The sequence below is a fragment of the Mycobacterium sp. DL genome (assembly GCF_039729195.1).
Classification (GTDB): Bacteria; Actinomycetota; Actinomycetes; order Mycobacteriales; family Mycobacteriaceae; genus Mycobacterium; species Mycobacterium hippocampi_A.
Window position 1 is genome coordinate 4,720,412 of the sequence record NZ_CP155796.1, and the last position, 18,296, is coordinate 4,738,707.

The 18,296-nt window shown below is 67.2% G+C and carries 16 protein-coding genes; 6 read left to right on the forward strand and 10 right to left on the reverse strand.

All coding sequences use genetic code 11. From position 1 onward, the window contains the following. Positions 1-9: 9 nt before the first annotated feature. From catC to ABDC78_RS22560, 4 genes are read right to left on the reverse strand one after another with little or no spacing between them, the layout of a single operon-like run. Positions 10-294: a muconolactone Delta-isomerase gene (catC, locus tag ABDC78_RS22545; protein ID WP_178360562.1), complete on the reverse strand. Its 285-nt coding sequence runs from the start codon at positions 292-294 to the stop codon at positions 10-12. Between the two features lies 1 nt (position 295). Further along, positions 296-1,174: a catechol 1,2-dioxygenase gene (gene catA / locus ABDC78_RS22550; RefSeq protein WP_178360563.1), complete on the reverse strand. Its 879-nt coding sequence runs from the start codon at positions 1,172-1,174 to the stop codon at positions 296-298. Positions 1,175-1,233: 59 nt separating this feature from the next. Next, on the reverse strand, positions 1,234-2,340 hold the full coding sequence (locus ABDC78_RS22555; RefSeq protein ID WP_178360564.1) for an enolase C-terminal domain-like protein: 1,107 nt from the start codon (positions 2,338-2,340) through the stop codon (positions 1,234-1,236). Beyond that, positions 2,337-3,239, reverse strand: a complete 903-nt coding sequence (locus tag ABDC78_RS22560) for a LysR substrate-binding domain-containing protein (RefSeq protein ID WP_178360565.1) — start codon at positions 3,237-3,239, stop codon at positions 2,337-2,339. The genes ABDC78_RS22555 and ABDC78_RS22560 overlap by 4 nt, the downstream gene beginning before the upstream one ends. Positions 3,240-3,445: 206 nt before the next feature. On the opposite strand from ABDC78_RS22560, the gene benA reads away from it, so the two are divergent. Genes benA through ABDC78_RS22585 form a run of 5 tightly spaced genes read left to right on the forward strand, consistent with a single transcriptional unit; the run spans position 3,446 to position 12,022 of the window. Continuing rightward, the gene (gene benA / locus ABDC78_RS22565; protein WP_178360566.1) at positions 3,446-4,837 is read left to right on the forward strand and encodes a benzoate 1,2-dioxygenase large subunit; all 1,392 of its coding nucleotides are present in this window, start codon (positions 3,446-3,448) and stop codon (positions 4,835-4,837) included. A gap of 1 nt (position 4,838) precedes the next feature. Next, positions 4,839-5,363, forward strand: a complete 525-nt coding sequence (gene benB / locus ABDC78_RS22570) for a benzoate 1,2-dioxygenase small subunit (RefSeq protein ID WP_178360567.1) — start codon at positions 4,839-4,841, stop codon at positions 5,361-5,363. 9 nt (positions 5,364-5,372) lie between these two features. Continuing rightward, positions 5,373-8,033 carry a benzoate 1,2-dioxygenase electron transfer component BenC gene (gene benC, locus ABDC78_RS22575; protein WP_178360568.1) on the forward strand — a complete coding sequence of 887 codons (2,661 nt, stop codon included), beginning with the start codon at positions 5,373-5,375 and terminating at the stop codon, positions 8,031-8,033. Next, positions 8,030-9,382 carry an aromatic acid/H+ symport family MFS transporter gene (locus tag ABDC78_RS22580; protein ID WP_178360569.1) on the forward strand — a complete coding sequence of 451 codons (1,353 nt, stop codon included), beginning with the start codon at positions 8,030-8,032 and terminating at the stop codon, positions 9,380-9,382. The genes benC and ABDC78_RS22580 overlap by 4 nt, the downstream gene beginning before the upstream one ends. Before the next feature lie 3 nt (positions 9,383-9,385). Further along, the gene (locus ABDC78_RS22585) at positions 9,386-12,022 is read left to right on the forward strand and encodes an AAA family ATPase (protein WP_347133197.1); all 2,637 of its coding nucleotides are present in this window, start codon (positions 9,386-9,388) and stop codon (positions 12,020-12,022) included. Here the strand turns inward: ABDC78_RS22585 and ABDC78_RS22590 are convergent. Genes ABDC78_RS22590 through ABDC78_RS22605 form a run of 4 tightly spaced genes read right to left on the reverse strand, consistent with a single transcriptional unit; the run spans position 11,968 to position 15,420 of the window. After that, a complete protein-coding gene (locus ABDC78_RS22590; RefSeq protein WP_178360570.1) occupies positions 11,968-12,654 on the reverse strand; it encodes a CoA transferase subunit B in 687 nt (228 codons plus the stop codon). The two genes, ABDC78_RS22585 and ABDC78_RS22590, sit on opposite strands and share 55 nt — an antisense overlap. Beyond that, entirely contained in the window at positions 12,651-13,445 is a 795-nt protein-coding gene (locus tag ABDC78_RS22595) for a CoA transferase subunit A (protein WP_178360571.1), read from the reverse strand. The genes ABDC78_RS22590 and ABDC78_RS22595 overlap by 4 nt, the downstream gene beginning before the upstream one ends. Further along, positions 13,442-14,212, reverse strand: a complete 771-nt coding sequence (gene pcaD, locus ABDC78_RS22600) for a 3-oxoadipate enol-lactonase (RefSeq protein WP_178360572.1) — start codon at positions 14,210-14,212, stop codon at positions 13,442-13,444. Before pcaD ends, ABDC78_RS22595 begins: the two co-directional genes overlap by 4 nt. After that, entirely contained in the window at positions 14,209-15,420 is a 1,212-nt protein-coding gene (locus tag ABDC78_RS22605) for an acetyl-CoA C-acetyltransferase (RefSeq protein WP_178360573.1), read from the reverse strand. The genes pcaD and ABDC78_RS22605 overlap by 4 nt, the downstream gene beginning before the upstream one ends. A gap of 85 nt (positions 15,421-15,505) precedes the next feature. Here ABDC78_RS22605 and ABDC78_RS22610 point away from each other — a divergent pair, with 85 nt between their 5' ends. Next, positions 15,506-16,387 (forward strand): LysR substrate-binding domain-containing protein, encoded by an 882-nt coding sequence (locus tag ABDC78_RS22610; RefSeq protein ID WP_178360574.1) that lies wholly within the window; start codon positions 15,506-15,508, stop codon positions 16,385-16,387. A gap of 10 nt (positions 16,388-16,397) precedes the next feature. On the opposite strand, the gene ABDC78_RS22615 is transcribed toward ABDC78_RS22610, so the two are convergent. Next, the gene (locus ABDC78_RS22615) at positions 16,398-17,627 is read right to left on the reverse strand and encodes an MFS transporter (RefSeq protein WP_178360575.1); all 1,230 of its coding nucleotides are present in this window, start codon (positions 17,625-17,627) and stop codon (positions 16,398-16,400) included. After that, the gene (eda, locus tag ABDC78_RS22620) at positions 17,624-18,277 is read right to left on the reverse strand and encodes a bifunctional 4-hydroxy-2-oxoglutarate aldolase/2-dehydro-3-deoxy-phosphogluconate aldolase (RefSeq protein WP_178360576.1); all 654 of its coding nucleotides are present in this window, start codon (positions 18,275-18,277) and stop codon (positions 17,624-17,626) included. Before eda ends, ABDC78_RS22615 begins: the two co-directional genes overlap by 4 nt. Between the last annotated feature and the right edge of the window lie 19 nt (positions 18,278-18,296).

The window sequence follows — 18,296 nt, forward strand, 5'->3', positions numbered from 1 at the left end:
CTCGGCTGCCTACCCGGCGCGGATGTCTGATGGATGCTGCGCCAGTGGGGTCACCCGGATGGTCATGTACGGATACAGCGGAAGTCCCGAAAGTATCTGGTGCAGTTCATCGTTGGAATCGACATCGAACACCGAGTAATTCGCGTATTCACCCACCACGCGCCAGATGTGCGGCCACTTGCCGTCGTGCTGCAGGCCTTGCGAGTAAGCCTTCTCCCGGCTGAGCAGTTCGGTCCGCTCCTGCGGGTCCATGTCGGTCGGGAGGTTCACCTCCATGTGTACGTGGTAGAGCACGTCAGATCCGTTCCGGATCGAGGGCAAAATCGTAGGCGACCGACTGGGTGCCGTCGGGCTCGATCTGCGGTTCGAGGATCAACTCCGGCTTCACCGCGCTCGCGATGTCGTCGTCGTTGTGCTCGTCACCAGGGAAGTACAACTGCGCGGTCAACAATTCGTGGCCGGGAGCCGAGACCTTCACGTGCAGGTGAGCCGGGCGCCATGCGTGCCAACCGGCCGCCGCGATCAGCTTTCCGCACGATCCGTCGGTCGGGATCTGGTACGGCGCAGGGCGAATGGTGGTGATCTCGAATGTGCCGTCAGCTCCGGTGGAGAAGCTGCCGCGCAGGTTCCACTCCGGGATGCCCGGCGCGAACTGCGAGTAGAAGCCGTCGTTGTCAGCGTGCCAGAGTTCGACCCTGCCCTGCAGTGGACCACCGTCGGTGTCGGTGATCCTGCCGCGCCACACCAGCGGGGTCCCCTGCTCGCCGTCGCGCATGGGGATCGTGCCCTTCGCGCCGAGGTCCGGTGAGCCCGGGACGTAGTACGGACCTTCGATGCTGCCCTTGTTGCCCGCCCGGTGATCGGTGGCGACGTCTTCGACCGCGTGCTCGAGCCAGACGTCGAGGAACAACGGCCACTCACCGTCCTGGCCGACAGCGATCAGCCACGCCTTCAGTGCGTTGTACTCGTCGTAGGTGACGCGGTGGCGACGGATCGTGTCGTGCAGAGCACTGAGCACCTCACCTGCCAGCAGATCAACACGCTCGGCGGGTGTGTCCTTGACCGCGTCATAGGGCGACTTGTCGGCGTGGAACCGGTCGGTGGCTGATGCGCCGGATGCCGCGGCGCTTGTGACTTCAGTGGCAGACGGTGTGGGGTTTTCGACGGTGGTCATGGTCAATTCTTCTCTCTCTGTTGTTCTTTCAGCTCCACGGGGGCTGCCCATGGAGGAGTTCAATGCCGGTCGGTGCGGTAGCGGGCAAGTTTGTCGGGGTCGATTGTGATGCCGAGTCCGACGCCGGGCGGGACCCTCAGCAGGCCGTCACGTATCTGCAGCGGCTCGGTGAGCAGATCGTCGGACATGTCGAGGAAGTTGGACAGTTCGCCGGCGCGACGCGAGGTGAGCGGAAACGCCGCGCCGAACGCGACTGCGCAGGCGCTACCGATCTGACCGTCGATCTGGTTGCCCATCACCACTTCCACGCCGAGACCTTCGGCGAGATGGTGGACGCGTTGCGAGGTGGTGAATCCGGTGCGAGCGGTCTTGATGCTGATCGCGGTGGCTGACCTGCTCAGCACCTCGCGCGTGACGTCGGCGGGTGTCGAGACCGACTCATCGGCGATGAACGGCACGTCGAGTCGCTCCACGAGCCACCTGCGGCCCATGACATCGTCTGCGGGACAGAGTTCCTCCGCGAACAGCAGGTCGAGATCTGCCATCTGCCGCATCGCCCGCAGCGACTCCGACGCCGTCCACCCGCGGTTGGCATCGATGTACAACTCGATCGAATCGCCGAACCGGTCCCGAAGGGCACGCACGACCGCGGTGTCCAGGGTGACGGGATGGCGTCCCACCTTGACCTTGAACACGCTGATGCCGTAGCCGTCACGCATTTTCTCCGCCTCCGCGACCATCGCCGCCGGATCTGCGAAGCCGAGCATGTGGCTCACCTGCATCCGGTCGGTGAAGCCACCGAGCAGGCTGGTCACGGGAACTTCCAGTGTGCGGCCGAGCGCATCCCAGATCGCCATGTCCACAGCGGATTTCGCCGCGGGGTTTCCGACGGTGCGTGCGATCCGGGCATGGGCCACTTCACGTTCGGTGAGTGCCAACCCGACCAGGGCCGGAGCGAACAACTGGTCGATGACCGCGACGATCCCGGCCTGGGTCTCGCCGTAGGTGAAGGGCCGCGGCGGCGCTTCCGCCACGCCGACCACGCCGTCGTCGGTATGCACGCGGACGAGGACGTGCTCGGCGGTGTGGACTTCGCCGGACGCGAACTTGAGAGGCTTCGAGTAGGGGATCGCGAACGGAATCGCCTCGACGGCGGTGATCTTCACAGGAGCTCCTGAACGGCGGTGGGTGTGAAAGCAGACGACAGGACGTTGATCGCGGCGTCGACCACGGGGTTGTCGGCACCGCACCGCCAGGCGAGGGCGAGTTCGATGCTGCCCGCATCGGTCAGATCGCGAAAGACGATCCCCTGCAACGGCAGAGTGCGCACCGACGCCGGCAATACTGCGACGCCGAAGCCGGCGGCCACCAGGGCCAGCAGCACCGCGGTACCGGGCGCGGCATGTTCGCGATGTGGCACGAACCCGGCGCGCTTGCAGTCGCGCAGCACAGCGTCGTTGACGGCCGAATCCCGGCTGGCGTAGGCGACGAACGACTCACTGCGCAGGTCGGTCAAGGAGACCACCGGCTCTGCGGCCAGGCGGTGGTCTACCGATACGGCGAGAACCAGCGGTTCGACGTCGATGGTCCGCATCTCGATGTCGTCGCCCACGGCGGGTGGACGAAGCACGCCGACGTCCAGCGCGCCCGATCGGAGCTGATCGCACTGCAGTGGCGTGAGCATGTCGGCCTGGATCTCCATCGCCACCCCCGGGAGTTCCTGACGCAGGATCCGTGCGACGCGCGGCAGGTGGGAGAACGCGGCCGTGCCGGTCAGCCCGACGCGGAGCAGGCCACCGCGGCCGGCAGCGATGCGGCGCACCCCGCGTTCGGCGTCGTCGACGCCCGCCAGGATGCGGGCCGCTTCGGATCTGAGGAAGTCCCCGGCGGAGGTCAGGGAGACCTGTCGGGTCGTGCGGTTGAACAGCGTGGCGCCCAGTTCGTCTTCGAGCTGGCGGATCGCATACGACAATGCCGGCTGCGCAATGTGGAGTTGGTCCGCGGCCTGCCCGAAGTGGCAGGTCTCGGCCACCGCGGCGAAGTATCGCAGGTGACGCAGCTCCATGTGCTTTCCGTCCGTCTGAGGGCTGTATATGAGGCCCGACACGTTCGACGGTAGGCGGCTGATCCATAGGAATCAAAGACACATTTACGTCTGATTATTCGATGCAGTTTATTAATCTAGTGCGGAGTCAGGACTAGGCAATTACCTAGTGTGACTGATGCCACTCGGTGCCAGAGTGCCAACAGAGATCACTTCTGGAGGCACATATGACCACGTCGACCGAACCCACCCACACAACCGCTCGCCCCGCGAGCCACGTCGAAGCCGTCTTGGCCGACGCCGTCGTCGACGATGCCGAGGCCGGCATCTATCGCACGAACCGTCGGATCTTCACCGACGAGGAGATCTTCGATCTGGAGATCAAACACATCTTCGAAGGCAACTGGATCTACCTGGCCCACGAAAGTCAGGTGCCCAACCCCGGGGACTACGTCACCACCTATATCGGCCGGCAGCCCGTTGTGATCACCCGCGACAAGTCCGGTGAGCTGCACTGCCTGGTGAACGCCTGCGCCCACCGCGGCGCGATGATCTGCCGCCGCAAGACAGACAACCGGATGACGCTGACGTGCCCGTTCCACGGCTGGACATTCCGCAACGACGGCACTCTTCTCAAGGTCAAGGACCCGGACGGCGCCGGATATCCGGAAACCTTCAACGTCAACGGCAGCCACAACATGACCAGGGTCGCGAGGTTCGACAGCTACCGCGGCTTCCTGTTCGGCAGCCTCGCCGACGACGTGCTGCCACTCGCCGAACATCTCGGTGACACCGTCAAGGTGCTCGACATGCTGGTCGACCAGTCACCGGACGGGCTGGAGGTGCTGCGCGGCTCATCGACCTACACCTACGACGGAAACTGGAAGGTGCAGGCCGAGAACGGGGCAGACGGCTATCACGTGACGGCTACGCACTGGAATTACGCCGCGACCACCAGCCGGCGCAGCACCGGTGAGTCCAAGAACGACACCAAAGCCCTCGACGCCGGCAGCTGGGGCAAGTCCGGCGGGGGCTACTGGTCGTTCCCTCACGGGCACCTGTGCCTGTGGACCTGGGCGGGCAATCCGCAGGACCGGCCGTTGTGGGACAAGCTCGACGTACTCAAGGAGAGCTTCGGCGACGCCAAGGGCGAGTTCATGGTCAAGGGATCGCGCAACCTGTGCCTGTACCCCAATGTTTATGTGATGGACCAGTTCTCGACGCAGATCCGGCACTTCCGTCCCATCGCGCCGGACAAGACCGAGGTCACCATCTACTGCATCGCCCCCAAAGGTGAGAGTGATGCGGCTCGCGCGCACCGGATCCGCCAGTACGAGGACTTCTTCAACGCCTCCGGCATGGCCACACCCGACGACCTGGAGGAGTTCCGCTCCTGCCAGTTGACCTTCCGCGCTGAGGCCGCGCCGTGGAACGACATGAGCCGGGGTGCCGAGCACTGGCTGACCGGACCCGATGACGTCGCCCGATCACTCGGCATGGACGGGGTGATCTCGTCCGGCGTCAAGAACGAAGACGAGGGACTCTATCCGGTCCAGCACGGCTACTGGCTGGACACCATGCGCGGCGCAGTGGCCCGCGAGCACGCGAAGGAGAGCTGACATGGCCTCAACGGAAAAGGTGAACACAGCCAGGACTCTGATCACCCAGAACATGATCGAGCAGTTCCTGTACCGCGAGGCCCGTTACCTCGACGACCGCGAGTTCGAGAAATGGCTGCAGTGTTACGCCGACGACGTCGTGTACTGGATGCCCGCGTGGGACGACAACGACATGCTCGTCGAGAACCCGCAACGAGACATCTCGCTCATCTACTACGGGAACAAGGGCGGCCTCGAGGACCGGATCTTCCGGATCCGAACCGAACGATCGTCGGCGACGTCACTGCCCGAACCCCGCACCAGCCACAACATCAGCAACGTCGAGGTCATCGAACGGCGTGATGATCTGGTCGACGTCCGATTCAACTGGCACACCATGTATTTCCGCTACAAGACGATCGACCCGTACTACGGGACATCCTTCTACACCATCGATTTCAGCGGCGAACAACCCTTGATCCGACGCAAGACCGTGGTGCTCAAGAACGACTACATCCACCACGTGGTGGATGTCTACCACTTCTAGGGACGAGTTATGACTGCCACCACCGAAGCCGAAACATTCTCCATTGCACTGTCCTTCGAAGACGGCGTGACTCGGTTCATCACCTGCCGCGACGACCAAACCGTTGCCGACGCCTCCTACCGCCAGCGCATCAACATCCCGCTGGACTGCCGTGACGGCGCGTGCGGCACCTGTAAGGCGCTGTGCGAGTCGGGTACCTACGACGGCGGTACCTACATCGACGACGCACTAACACCGGACGAGGCGGCGTCGGGTTACGTGCTGCCGTGCAGCATGCGGCCGCAATCGGATCTGGTGCTTCAGATCGCCAGCACCTCGGAAGTGGCCAAGACCCGTGCGGCGACGTACACCGGCACCGTGACCGCGCTCGATCGACTGTCCGACACCACCGTGGCCCTCGGTGTGGAGATTCCGAACCGCGCCGAGCTGGCCTTCCTGCCAGGGCAGTACGTGAACATCGTGGTGCCCGGCACCGACGAGACCCGGTCGTATTCGTTCTCCAACGCACCCGACCAGGACCGGCTCACCTTCTTGGTGAAGCTCACCCCGGGCGGGGTGATGTCGGAGTATCTCGCCCGGCGCGCCGCGGTCGGCGACACCCTCTCGTTCACCGGTCCCAACGGATCCTTCTTCCTCCGGGACACTGACCGACCGGTGTTGTTGCTCGCAGGTGGAACCGGGTTGGCGCCCGTGCTGTCGATGCTGCGTGCGATGCGGGATACGTCGAGTCCACGCAAGGCGCACCTGATCTACGGTGTCAGCACCGACGAGGATCTGGTCGCTCTGGACGAGATCGAGGATCTTGCCGCCACGTTGGACGGATTCACCTGGGATCACTGCGTTTCCGACCCGGATTCGACGGCGGTGCACACCGGCTATGTGACGAGTCTGATCGAGCCCGAGCACCTGTACGACGGCGACGTCGCGGTGTACCTCTGCGGTCCACCCCCGATGGTGGAGGCGGTGCGCACCCATGTGGCACAGGTCGGCATCGAGCCGACCGGCTTCTACTACGAGAAGTTCGCGCTCGCGCACGTAGGCGCTGCGGCGGCGCAACCGGCTTCGCCGCGTCCCGCGCCGGCCGCGGCAGAACAGGCGCTGCTGATCTCTGCCGATGCCCGCAGTGTCGCCGGTCAGATCGTACTGCCGGCACACGCCATCACCGCTTCCGGTTCGGGGGCCGTGATCGACGACAACCGGTCCATCCGGTCGATCGTCGGCCAACGGATCATTCCCGACGCCGGCTCCGGACCCTCGAAGCCTCTCGACAGTGATGACGGGTCGTTGATCGCCAGTGGCGCAACTCATCTTGCCGGGCAATCGATGTTCGCCGCCGCCGAATCAACCGTCGCCCCGACGCCGGCAGTCGATCCGGTCGTGGCGCAGGACGGATACCAGATCGGCGAGGAACATCCCGAGCTGCACGCGTCCGATGCGCTGTTCGAGGCGCGGCAGGCACTGGAACTGGGAGCGCTGGAGTTGACGCTCGGGCGTCTGACCTCGCAGCAACTCGCCGGCTACCGACTTCTTGCGGAGTCGACGTTGCCCTACGTCGACGGGGACCGGTTCGTCGACGCCGCTCAGTACACCGAAACCAACGCGGCGTTCCACGACTACCTGTTCACCCTGACCGGGAACTCGCATCTGCTGCAGGCCTATCAGGCACTGGATGTGAAGGGGCGGATGAGCGAGGTGCTGCGACATGCCACGTGGTGCCATCCGCTGTGCGCGCAGGATCACGTGAACATCGTTGATGCGTTCGAAGCCGGGGACCGCACCGCGGCCCGCACCCTGATCACCGCGCATGCCGAGTGTTCGAAGCAGACGATGCGACGGGCGATGGCAGACGTGGCGCAGGTGCGTTCCGCCCGGCGGCCACGGTTCGTCACCCCGGGACGCTTCGCTGGGAAGGTCGTCGTCGTCACAGGCGCCGCTCAGGGCATCGGCGAACAGACTGCGCGCCGCGTGCATGCCGAGGGCGGCATCCTCGTGCTGGCCGACCGCTCGGAACTGGTGAAAGAACTCGCCGACGAACTGAGCGGGGACGGTGCGCAGGCGCTGGCCGTCACCTCTGATCTGGAGCACTGGGAAGGTGCCGAATCGATTTCACAACAGGCACTCTCGTCCTTCGGGCGGATCGACATCCTGATCAACAACGTCGGCGGTGCTATCAACTTCAAGCCGTTCACCGAGTTCACCGACGTCGAGATCCGCGCGGAGATCAACAGGTCGTTGATGACCACGCTGTACGCCTGCCGCGCCGCGCTTCCGTCGATGGTGGATCGCGGGCAGGGCGTCATCGTCAACGTGTCCTCGGCAGCGACCAGGGGAATCCATCGCATCCCGTATTCGGCTGCCAAGGGCGGTATCAACGCGATTACTGCGTCACTGGCGATGGAATACGCCGGTGACGGAATTCGAGTGGTGGCGACTGCGCCGGGCGGCACCGAGGCCCCGGCGCGGCGGATCCCGCGCGGCACCCCGGAGCAGCGCAACGACACCCAGCGTGCCTGGTTCGACGCCCACATCGAGCAGACGATCGACTCGTCGCTGATGAAGCGGTACGGCACTCTCGACGAGCAGGCCGCCGCCATCTGCTTCCTGGCCTCCGACGAGGCGAGCTACATCACCGGAGCCGTGCTGCCCGTCGCCGGCGGCGACGCCGGATGAATCCCACCCCACCCACAGAAAGCCCGATCACCATGTCCGAATCACGTCGGAGGCGCACGCTTACGTGGGTCGTCGTACTGTCCACAGCCGCTTTGATATTCGACGGTTTCGACCTGGTGGTGTACGGGACCGTCGTACCCACCCTGCTCGACGACCCCACCCAGCTCGGCGCCATCTCGCCGCAGCAGGCCGGAGCGCTCGGCAGCTACGCGCTGGTCGGCGTCCTGGTCGGCGCGCTGTGTGCGGGCGCGGTCGGTGACCTCATCGGACGCCGGAGGGTGATCCTGGTGAATCTGGCATGGTTCTCCGTGGGCATGGGGTTGACCGCGGTGGCGCAATCGGTCACGACATTCGGACTGTTCCGTTTTCTCACCGGCATCGGAGTCGGCGCGCTGGTGGCCACCGTGGGCGCGTTGGTGGCGGAGTTCGCCGAGCCGCATCAACGCAATAGGCTCAATGCCGTTGTCTACAGCGGTGTTCCGGCCGGTGGCGTGCTGGCGGCCGTGGTGGCGCTGGTGTTCGCCGACAGCGACAGCTGGCGCCTGATGTTCGCCTTCGGCGCGCTCCCGCTGTTCCTGCTGCTGCCGCTGGCGATGTGGAAGCTCCCGGAGTCGCCGCAGTGGATGCTGTCGAGGGGTCAGCATGCCCGTGCGGCGGAATCGGCAGCACGCACCGGCGTGACGCTGTCGGATTCCGAACCTGACGGCAGCCGAGCGGGATTCGCAGCATTGGCCTGTCGGCCATTGGTATGGCCGACGGCGCTGCTCGGCACGATGAGCTTCGTCGGTTTGCTCCTGACCTATGGATTGAACACCTGGCTGCCGCACATCATGCAGGTCAACGGCTTCGGCAAGGCGTATTCGCTGATGTTCCTGTTGGTGCTCAACCTCGGTGCCATCATCGGTGGCTTGATCGCGTCATACGCCGCGGATCGGATCGGCGGCGCGCAGCGGGTGGTGATGACGACCTTCGTCCTCGCCGCGGCGATGCTGGTGCTGCTCACCTTGCAGCTGCCGCTGCCGGTCCTGCTCCTCGCAGTGGCGATCGCAGGGGTGGGGACTATCGGCACCCAGGTGCTGATCTACGGGCTGGTGGCCGGTTACTACCCGACCCGGGCACGGGCGGCCGGCGTCGCCTGGTGCGCCGGTTTCGGCAGGCTCGGCGGAATTGTCGGACCGGTCGTCGGCGGTGTGCTCGTCGGGGCCGGTATCGGCGGATCGGTGGCTTTTGTCATCTTCGCAGTGCTCGCTCTGCTCGGCGCCGCGGTGACGGCCTTCGTGCCGCGCCGCGAACCACCGCGGGATGTGTCGAGCGACCCTGGGGCAGAGGTCCTCGCCACTACGATGTGAACGGTGCGCATCGGGCCGAACGGCTGCGTCGGGCGTGACGGCGAATTGTCCGAACTCGCCCGGCGCCTGCGCGGCACCGTCGACGGTGGCGCCGGAGTTGTGGCGGTTGTCGGTGGTCCCGGCTTCGGGAAGACTGCGCTGTTGCGTGCGTTGGCCGCCCAGCACCACAATTCGATGTGGGCGCGCGCCACGTCCTGGGAGTCCGATCTCCCCGGCGGCGTGCTCGCCCAGATGGTGCAGGACGAGGTGCCCCCCGACCCGGTGGACGCAGCGGCCCACCTCGTCGACCTGCTGCGGACACCCGAACCGGTGCTGCTGATCGTCGACGACGCCGAGTACGCCGACGCAGAGTCTGTCCAGGCGCTGTCGACACTGGTGCGCCATCAGCGAGAATTGCCCGTCCTGGTCGTCCTCGCAATGTCGTCGCCTTCACCGGCTCTGTCCGATCTCGCCGCCGACACGGTGACCCTGACCGGATTGCCCGAACCTGCCGTCGCCGCACTCGCCGCCGGCCGCGGCCGGACCCTGCACCCCTCGATGGTCACCGCGCTCACACAGCACACGCGGGGTAACCCACGCGACGTTCTGGCACTGCTGGACGAGGTCCCTGACTTCATCTGGGCGCAGCCCGACGCCATCCTGCCTGCGCCCGAACATATTCGAGACCGGACCCGCGAACAGTTGGCGGCCTGCAGCCCCGACGGCCGGGCACTCGTGGAGGCACTGGCCATACTCGGTGAGGCCGCCTCGCTGGCCGATGCCTCGGCTCTGGCGGGTCTGATCGACCCGCTGCCGGCGTTGGACGCTGCGAGCAGTGCGGGCCTCGTCGTCTCGGCGACACCCTTCGAACCGGGTCTGCGCGACCGGTCCACCCGGGCGTCGGTGCTCGAACTGATGGGTGCTCAGGCTGCCGCCGAAGCGCACCGGCGGGCGGCGGGAATCGTCACCGACCCGGTGTCACGGCTCGGCCACCTCGTGGCGGCCACACCGACGCCGGACGCGGCACTGGCCGATGAGGTCGCGCTGCTCGCGCAGCACAGAGGTGCCGAAGGCGCGTGGGCGCAGGCCGCGACGCTGTTCCGCGACTCCGCGAGGCTGACAGCGGACCCGCTGCGGCACGACGAACGGCTCACCCGTTCGGTCGACGCGCTGATCGCCGCGGGTGACTGCGTGGCGGCCGCGGCCAAGGTACCTGTCGTGGAGAGCCTGCGGGAGACGCCGCTGCGAAATGCGGTACTGGCCTACCTGGCGATCCTTCGCGGCCGGGCAGCCGAAGCAGAAGTCCGACTGGGGCGTGCGTGGGAGATCGTCAATCCCGAGCGTGATCCCGACACCGCGGCACTGGTGGCACAACGACACGTCCTGCACTCGCTGATCCGCTGTCGCGGTGACGATCTGGTCACCTGGGCCGACCGTGCCCTGAGCCTGGCCGACAGCGACTCTCCCGCGGGCATCGAGTCTGCGGCCATCCGGGGCCTCGGACTGCTGGCGGCCGGGCACCCCCGACGCGCCGCGGCGGCCTACGACGAGCTCAGTGCGCGGGTCCGCCACGGTGCGCAGGCGCAGCGTGTCGTCATGGGCCGCGGCTGGGTGGAGTTCATCCGAGATGACGTCGACGGGGCGCGTGCCAGCCTGGAGAGCGCGGTGGCTGCGGCAGGGATGGGCGGTTCGTCCCGGATCACGCTGTGGGCGTTGGCCTGGCTCGCCAGAGTGCACTTCGCGACAGGTGAGTGGGACCGCGCAATGGCCACCGTCGAGCGTGGCAGAGCACTCGCGACGGCGACGGGGATCGTGGTGACCACGCCGCTGCTGGAGTGGACGGCGGCACAGATCGCCGCACTGCGCGGCGACTGGGCGGGTGCGGCGTCGGCGGTGCGCTCGGCAGACTCGGTCGCCGGTGACTACGAGATGATGGTGATCCCGACGGTGCTGGCTCGTGCGCAGATCGCGGAAGCGGAAGCGGACTACGCGAAGGTTCGCCGGCTGGCGACACCACTGATCCGGATGGCCGTCGGCACTTCGCTGCAGGAACCGGGCTACTGGCCGTGGCCTGATCTGCTGGCCAACGCGCTGGTGCTCGACGGCCGACTCGAGGAAGCCGACAGCTTCCTGAAACCGCACGAGCAGCGCGCCAGGTCGCGTGGCCATCGGTCAGCCCAGGCCCGCCTCGGGTATGCCAGGGGCCGCCTGCACGGCGCGCTCGGTGACATCCACGCCGCGCGAAGGTCGTTCGAGGCGGCGCTGGAACTGCTCAACGGGTTACCTCTGCGCTACGACACCGCGCGCGTCAACTTCGCCTACGGGCAGACGCTGCGCCGGGCCGGGAAACGACGCCAGGCCGACGCCGTGATCGGTGCCGCCCGTGAGATCTATCTGTCCCTGGATGCGCAGACCTATGTCGCCCGCTGCGATCGTGAACTCAAGGCGGGTGGACTGCATCAGGTCCAGGGTTCGCGGGATGACGTGAACCTCACTGCGCAGGAAGAAGCCGTCACAGCGCTTGTCTCCCAGGGACTTTCCAATCGCGAAGTGGCTGCGGAACTCTATGTCTCCCCGAAGACGGTGCAATACCATCTCACCCGCGTCTACGCCAAGCTCGGCGTGCGATCCCGCTCGGAACTCGCGGCGCTGCGTCGCTGACGGTCGTCGGTGACGGGAGCGGCGGTCTTGTCGACGACGTCTTCGAAAGCCACACCGTCGGCGAGATCGACGACGGCGAACCCGGTTCCGGTGATGTCGAACACCCCCAGATCGGTGATGACCCGGTTGACCACAGCCTTGCCCGTCAGTGGAAGATCGCACCGCAGAACCAGTTTGGCAGCCCCGGACTTGGACACGTGGTCCATGAGCACGATGACCCGCTCCGCACCGCTGACGAGGTCCATCGCGCCACCCATGCCCTTGACCATCGAACCGGGCACCATCCAATTGGCCAGATCTCCGTTGGCGGCCACCTGCATGCCGCCCAGCACCGCCACGTCGACATGGCCGCCGCGGATCATCGCGAAGCTGGTCGCCGAGTCGAAGTACGACGCACCGTCGACCACCGACACGGTCTGCTTGCCCGCGTTCACCAGATCCGGATCCACCTCGTCGTCGTACGGAAACGGACCGACCCCGAGGATGCCGTTCTCGGCGTGCAGGGTGACGTCGGACCCGTCCGGCAGGTAGTCCGGGATCAGGGTCGGCAGGCCGATCCCGAGGTTGACGTAGTCGCCGTCACGCAGTTCCAGCGCTGCGCGGGCGGCCATCTGGTCGCGGGTCCAGCTCATGACACAACCTCCTGCTGATGATCGGCCGGGCGCGGCCGGGTCGTACGCTTCTCGATTCCCTTGCGCGAAGCCTGTTCCGGCGTCAGCTCCACCACGCGCTGGACGAAGATGCCCGGCAGATGGACCTCGTCGGGGTGCAGGTCGCCGACCTCGACCACTCTCTCCGCCTCGACGACGGTGAGCCGGCCGGCCATGGCGGCGGGGGGATTGAAGTTCCGGGCGGCCGCGTGGAAGACGCAGTTTCCGGCTTTGTCGGCGACCGCGGCCCGCACCAGCGCGTAATCGGTGACGATCGACTCCTCGAGCAGCATCGGCCGGCCGCCGAACGTCCGCACCTCTTTCGGCGGGGACGCGAGCGCCACGCTCCCGTCGGGGTGGTACCGCCACGGCAGGCCGCCATCGGAGACCAGTGTGCCGACTCCGGTCGGGGTGAAGAACGCGCCGATCCCGCTGCCACCGGCGCGCAGTCTCTCCGCCAGCGTGCCCTGCGGTGTCAGCTCGACGGTCAACTCGCCGGCCAGGTACTGCCGTGCGAATTCCTTGTTCTCGCCGACGTAGGAGGCGATGACGCGGGTGATCTTGTGCGCCTCCAGCAGCAGACCCAGCCCGCCGCCGTCGACACCGCAGTTGTTGCTGACGATCGTCAGGTCGCCCGCCCCCTGCTCGAGCAGGGCTTCGATGAGGAACCAGGGGATCCCGGCAAGTCCGAATCCGCCGACGGCCAGGCTGGCGCCATCGGGGATGTCGGACACCGCCTCTTCGGGCGAGCTCACGATCTTGTTCAAAGTCATTGCTGCTCCAGGTGTTCGATGAGGGCGGGGGTGATGATGTCGGGTTGTTCGGCGTTGGCCAGGTGGGCGGCCTGCGGCACCGTCATCAGGCGCGACCCGGGGATTGCGGCGGTGATCTCTTCGAGCTTGGCCGCCGGGGTGGCCGGGTCGTCGTCGCCGGCGATGGCCAGCGTCGGCGCCGTGATGGAGGAAAGCTGCTCGCGCAGATCGAGTTTCGCGATGGCCTCGCAGCAGGCGGCATATCCTTCGGCGGGGGTGGCTGCGATCATCTGGTGATACCTGCGGACGGTCTCGGGGTGGGCGTCGAGGTACGCCGGGGTGAACCAGCGGTCGAGAACGGCAGCGGCCACGGCTTGACTGCCCTGTGCGCGTACCGTGGCTGCCCGCTCCGTCCAGGCGCTCGCCGGCGGGAGTTGCGCCCCGGTGCACAGCAGTGCCATCCGCGCCACCCGGTCGGAGTTGCGTGCGGCCACCCGCATGACCGTCATCCCGCCTAGGGACAGGCCCACCATGTGCGCCCGCGTCACCGCGAGTCGGTCGAGCAGCGCGACGAGGTCGTCGGCAAGGTCGTCGATCGAGTACGGTCCGGCGGGCACGGGGGAGTCGCCGTGTCCTCTGGTGTCGTAGCGCACGACCCGGAAATGCTGCTGCAATTCCTGGATCTGGGCGTCCCACATCCGGTGGGTCGAACCCAGCGAGTTCGACAACACCACCACTGGCGCGTCCGTGGGTCCGGTGACGACCGAGTGCACCTCGACTGCGCTCATCGGGTCACCTCGAAGATGGCGGCCAGTCCCTGCCCGCCGCCGATGCACATCGTCTCCAGGACGGTGCGCGCACCGCGCCGGCGGGCCTCGTGGGCCGCCGTCGCGAGGATCCGGGCGCCGGTCGCTCCGACGGGATGGCCCAGTGAGATCCCGGATCCGTTGGGGTTCAACCGATCATCGAGCGGATCGACCTTCCACTCCGCCAGCACCGCCAACACCTGCGCGGCGAACGCCTCGTTGAGTTCGATCAGATCGATGTCGTCGAGCGTGAGTCCGGCGCGGTGCAGGGCGGCCGCGGTGGCGCTGACCGGCCCGATGCCCATCGTCTCCGGCCGGCAACCGGTCACCGCCCAGGAGCGCAGCGTCAACATCGGGGTCAACCCCAGCTTGTCGGCGTGGCTCGCGGTGGTGACGACACACAGTGCGGCACCGTCATTCTGGCCCGAGGCGTTGCCCGCGGTGACGGTGGCGTCGGTGTCGATCCCGGCCCGGACGGCACGCAAACCCGCAAGCGTCTCGATGTCGACATCGGCCCGTGGATGCTCGTCACGGTCGACGACGACGTCCGCCCTGCCGCGTTTTCCGGGCACGGTCACCGGGACCAGTTCGTCGGTGAAACGGCCCGCGTCGTGTGCGGCGATCGCCCGCTGATGTGACCGCACGGACAACTCATCCTGGTCCGCGCGGGAGATGCCGTACTGGCGGCGCAGGTTCTCCGCGGTCTCGATCATGCCGCCGCCGATGGGATGCGAAGCGCCGCCAGCTGTTTCGCGCGCCCGATCGAGGCGATCGGCGAGAGTGATGCCACCCTGGCGGACGCCGGTGCGAAGGCCCAACGCGTAGTGCTCGACATTGGACATCGATTCCGCGCCTCCGGCGACGACCACCTCGGCCGCGCCCGTGGCCACCTGCCCGGCGGCGTAGAGCACGGCCTGCAGACCAGAACCGCAACGTCGGTCGATCTGCAAACCGGGAACCCCGGTGCCGAGACCGGCGTCCAACGCCGCGACGCGACCGAGTGCGGGCGCTTCGCCGTTGGGGTAACCGGTTCCGAGTACCACGTCATCGACATCACCTTCGGTGAGTCCGGTCCGGTCGATGAGCGCGCGCAGTGTGGCTGTGGCGAGGTCGGCAGCCGTCAGCGTCGCCAGGGCTCCGCCCATCCGTCCTACCGGGGTGCGCAGGGGATTGCAGATGACGACGTCCATGCCTCGACGGTAGATCGACACGGCGATATTGTGAAATACTCAAAACACCCTGATTGATATCTTTGACATCTGTATTGGAGTTGCCGTGGAGTTGCGCCACCTGCGGTACTTCCGCGCGGTCGCCGAAGAGCTCCATTTCGGACGGGCGGCGGAGCGGTTGCACATGGCGCAGCCGCCGTTGTCGCAACAGATCCGTCAGCTCGAGCGGGAGTTGCAGGTCACCCTGCTGACCCGCTCGACCCGCAGTGTCGAGTTGACCGCGGCGGGCCGGGCCTTCCTCGACCGGGCGGTGCAGATCCTGGAATCCGTTGACGATGCCGGTGAGCAGGCCCGCAGGGTCGCCGCGGGCGCGGAGGGGCGCCTGGTCATCGGCTGCGTGGGGTCCGCGACGTACTCGCTGCTGCCACAACTGGTGCGCGCGTTGCGCAAGACGCTGCCGAACGTCGACCTCAGCGTGCGCGGCGAGATGCTCGCTCCCGCGCAACTGGTCGCACTGCACACCGGCGAGATCGACTTGGGACTGCTCCGTCCCCCCGTCACGGACGCCGACATCACCGTCGAGTCGATCCGGAAGGACCGTCTTCTGGTCGCCCTGCCCGCGGGTCATCCGTGTGCCTCGCGTGACGAACTGAGCATCACCGAACTCCGCGACGAGGATTTCATCGGCCATGCCGGTCGGGGCCGCTCCCGGATGAGCGCGCTGGTCACCGCACTGTGCACTGACGCCGGGTTCACGCCACGCATCCGTCACGAAGTCGAGGAGACCTCCACGCTGGTGACACTCGTCGCGGCGGGGTTGGGTGTGGCGGTCGTACCGGAACCCACCGCGGAGCTCGACATCACGGGGGTCTGTTACCGCCCCCTGTTGCCGCGGTCGAACTCCATCGACCTTCTCGCGGCCTACCCCAGCGCCCGTGCGTCGGCGCTGCTCACCAGGGTGCTCGAGGTGCTTCGTACGTTCGCCTGAGGAGCGACCCTCATCGGGCGAGGGCGCTATCCGAACGTCGTTGCAGCAGAACAGAGAAGGTCAGTACCAGAAGTCCCGCCAACGCAAGCAGTGCACCTGCGGCCGCGGGGGCGGTGTAACCGAGACCCGCACCGATGACCAGGCCGCCCACCATGGCGCCGGTGGCGTTGCCGATGTTGAGCGCCGAGTGGTTCAGCGCAGCCGCGAGGGTCTGTGCGTCGTGGGCGACGTCCATCAGCCTGGTCTGCAGTGCAGGTGCGACCGCCGAACCCGAGGCGCCGATGCCGAACAGCAGCACCAGTGCCGTCCACGGGTTGTGCGCCGCGATGACGAAGACCGCGAGGACGACGCTCAGTGCACCCATCGACAAGTACAGCGCGCGGATCACCGACCGGTCTGCCAGTCGTCCGCCCACCACGTTGCCGACGACCATGCCCAGGCCAAAGACCATGAGAGCCACCGGGACCAGTCCGCGAGACAGGCCGGCGACGTCGGTCATGGTCGTGGTGATGTAGGTGTAGACGGCGAACATGCCGCCGAAGCCGATCATTCCGACGAGCAGCGCCAGCCAGACCTGGGTGCGGCGCAGTGCGCCCAGTTCGGCCAGCGGACTGGTGGTCGGCATGAAGCGCAACTGGAACGGGAGCCAGAACCACAGCGCGGTCACGGTGACGATTCCGATGGCGACAACCAGGCCGAAAGCGGCCCGCCAGCCCAGCGATTGGCCGAGCCAGGAGGCCATCGGCACGCCGAGCACGGTCGCGATCGTCAGCCCGGACATGACGTGCGCGACGGCTTTGGCGCGGTTCTGCGGACCCATCAGGTGCGCGGCCACCAGCGCGGCCACACCGAAGTAGGCGCCGTGCGGCAGGCCCGCGAGGAACCGTGCCGCGATCAGCGTCTCGTAGGACGGAGCCAGCATGCTGGCCAGGTTGCCGACGGTGAACAGTGCGATCAGGCCGAGCAGCAGGGTGCGGCGGGCCATCCGCGCGGTGATCGAGGCGATCAGCGGTGCGCCCACCACCACGCCGAGGGCGTAGGCCGAGATGACATGTCCCGCCACCGGTTCGGATACCCCGAGGCTGCTCGCGATGTCGGGGAGCAGGCCCATCGCCACGAACTCGGTGGTTCCGATGCCGAATCCGCCGAGTGCGAGCGCGACGACGGCAAGCCAGCGCACCACGGGGTCGGGTGCCACCACCGAGACGGGGCCCGATGATCGGTCGAGGGTCACGGTCATAGAGCTCTCACCGCGGTGACGGTCGGCGTGCTGAGCTTGACGGCGACGTCGGCGAGACGGCGGATCCGGTCCCAGTCGCGGCGCCGGACGGCGTCGGCAGGGGCGAGCCAGTCCGCGGTGACACACCCGACGTTGGGTGCGGCCAGGTAGCCGCTCAGCTGCGCCGGCGAGATTCCGCCCGCCGGGCAGAACCGGGCGCCGGGCGCAAACGCTGCGAGCGCCCGCAGGTGCCGCAGGCCGCCGGCGGCGGCAGCCGGAAACAGCACCATGTCGGTGTAGCCGTCCCCCAGAAGCTCCACTGCTTCCAGCGCGGTGGTGGCCCCGGGCAGGTGCGGCAGTTCGGTATCGCACATCGCGGCCCGCAGGGGTGCAGCCCCGGTCGTGGCGACCAGGAACTCGGCGCCTGCGGCACGTGCGAGCGCCGGTTGGTCGACATCGGTGATGTTCCCGGCCCCGACAACAACCTCGGGTGCGTCCGCGGAGATGCAGGCGATGGCGTCCAGCGAAGCTGCGCTGCCGAGGTCGACCTGGACGAGCGGCAGCCCGGCCCGGCTGAGTGCGCGGGCCACGGACGCCGCGTCGGCGGGGTTGCGAACGCTGATGAGGGGCATCACCGGGGCGACGTCCAACAACGATCTCGGTTCCTTCATCGGCTCAACGGTAGAGACG

What these genes read in the sequence shown, in the direction of transcription:
- catA (WP_178360563.1), bottom strand. Translation starts at nt 1,174, where the DNA reads ATGACCACCGTCGAAAACCCCACACCGTCTGCCACTGAAGTCACAAGC.
- ABDC78_RS22560 (WP_178360565.1), bottom strand. Translation starts at nt 3,239, where the DNA reads ATGGAGCTGCGTCACCTGCGATACTTCGCCGCGGTGGCCGAGACCTGC.
- benA (WP_178360566.1), top strand. Translation starts at nt 3,446, where the DNA reads ATGACCACGTCGACCGAACCCACCCACACAACCGCTCGCCCCGCGAGC.
- benB (WP_178360567.1), top strand. Translation starts at nt 4,839, where the DNA reads ATGGCCTCAACGGAAAAGGTGAACACAGCCAGGACTCTGATCACCCAG.
- benC (WP_178360568.1), top strand. Translation starts at nt 5,373, where the DNA reads ATGACTGCCACCACCGAAGCCGAAACATTCTCCATTGCACTGTCCTTC.
- ABDC78_RS22580 (WP_178360569.1), top strand. Translation starts at nt 8,030, where the DNA reads ATGAATCCCACCCCACCCACAGAAAGCCCGATCACCATGTCCGAATCA.
- ABDC78_RS22590 (WP_178360570.1), bottom strand. Translation starts at nt 12,654, where the DNA reads ATGAGCTGGACCCGCGACCAGATGGCCGCCCGCGCAGCGCTGGAACTG.
- ABDC78_RS22595 (WP_178360571.1), bottom strand. Translation starts at nt 13,445, where the DNA reads ATGACTTTGAACAAGATCGTGAGCTCGCCCGAAGAGGCGGTGTCCGAC.
- pcaD (WP_178360572.1), bottom strand. Translation starts at nt 14,212, where the DNA reads ATGAGCGCAGTCGAGGTGCACTCGGTCGTCACCGGACCCACGGACGCG.
- ABDC78_RS22605 (WP_178360573.1), bottom strand. Translation starts at nt 15,420, where the DNA reads ATGGACGTCGTCATCTGCAATCCCCTGCGCACCCCGGTAGGACGGATG.
- ABDC78_RS22615 (WP_178360575.1), bottom strand. Translation starts at nt 17,627, where the DNA reads ATGACCGTGACCCTCGACCGATCATCGGGCCCCGTCTCGGTGGTGGCA.
- eda (WP_178360576.1), bottom strand. Translation starts at nt 18,277, where the DNA reads ATGAAGGAACCGAGATCGTTGTTGGACGTCGCCCCGGTGATGCCCCTC.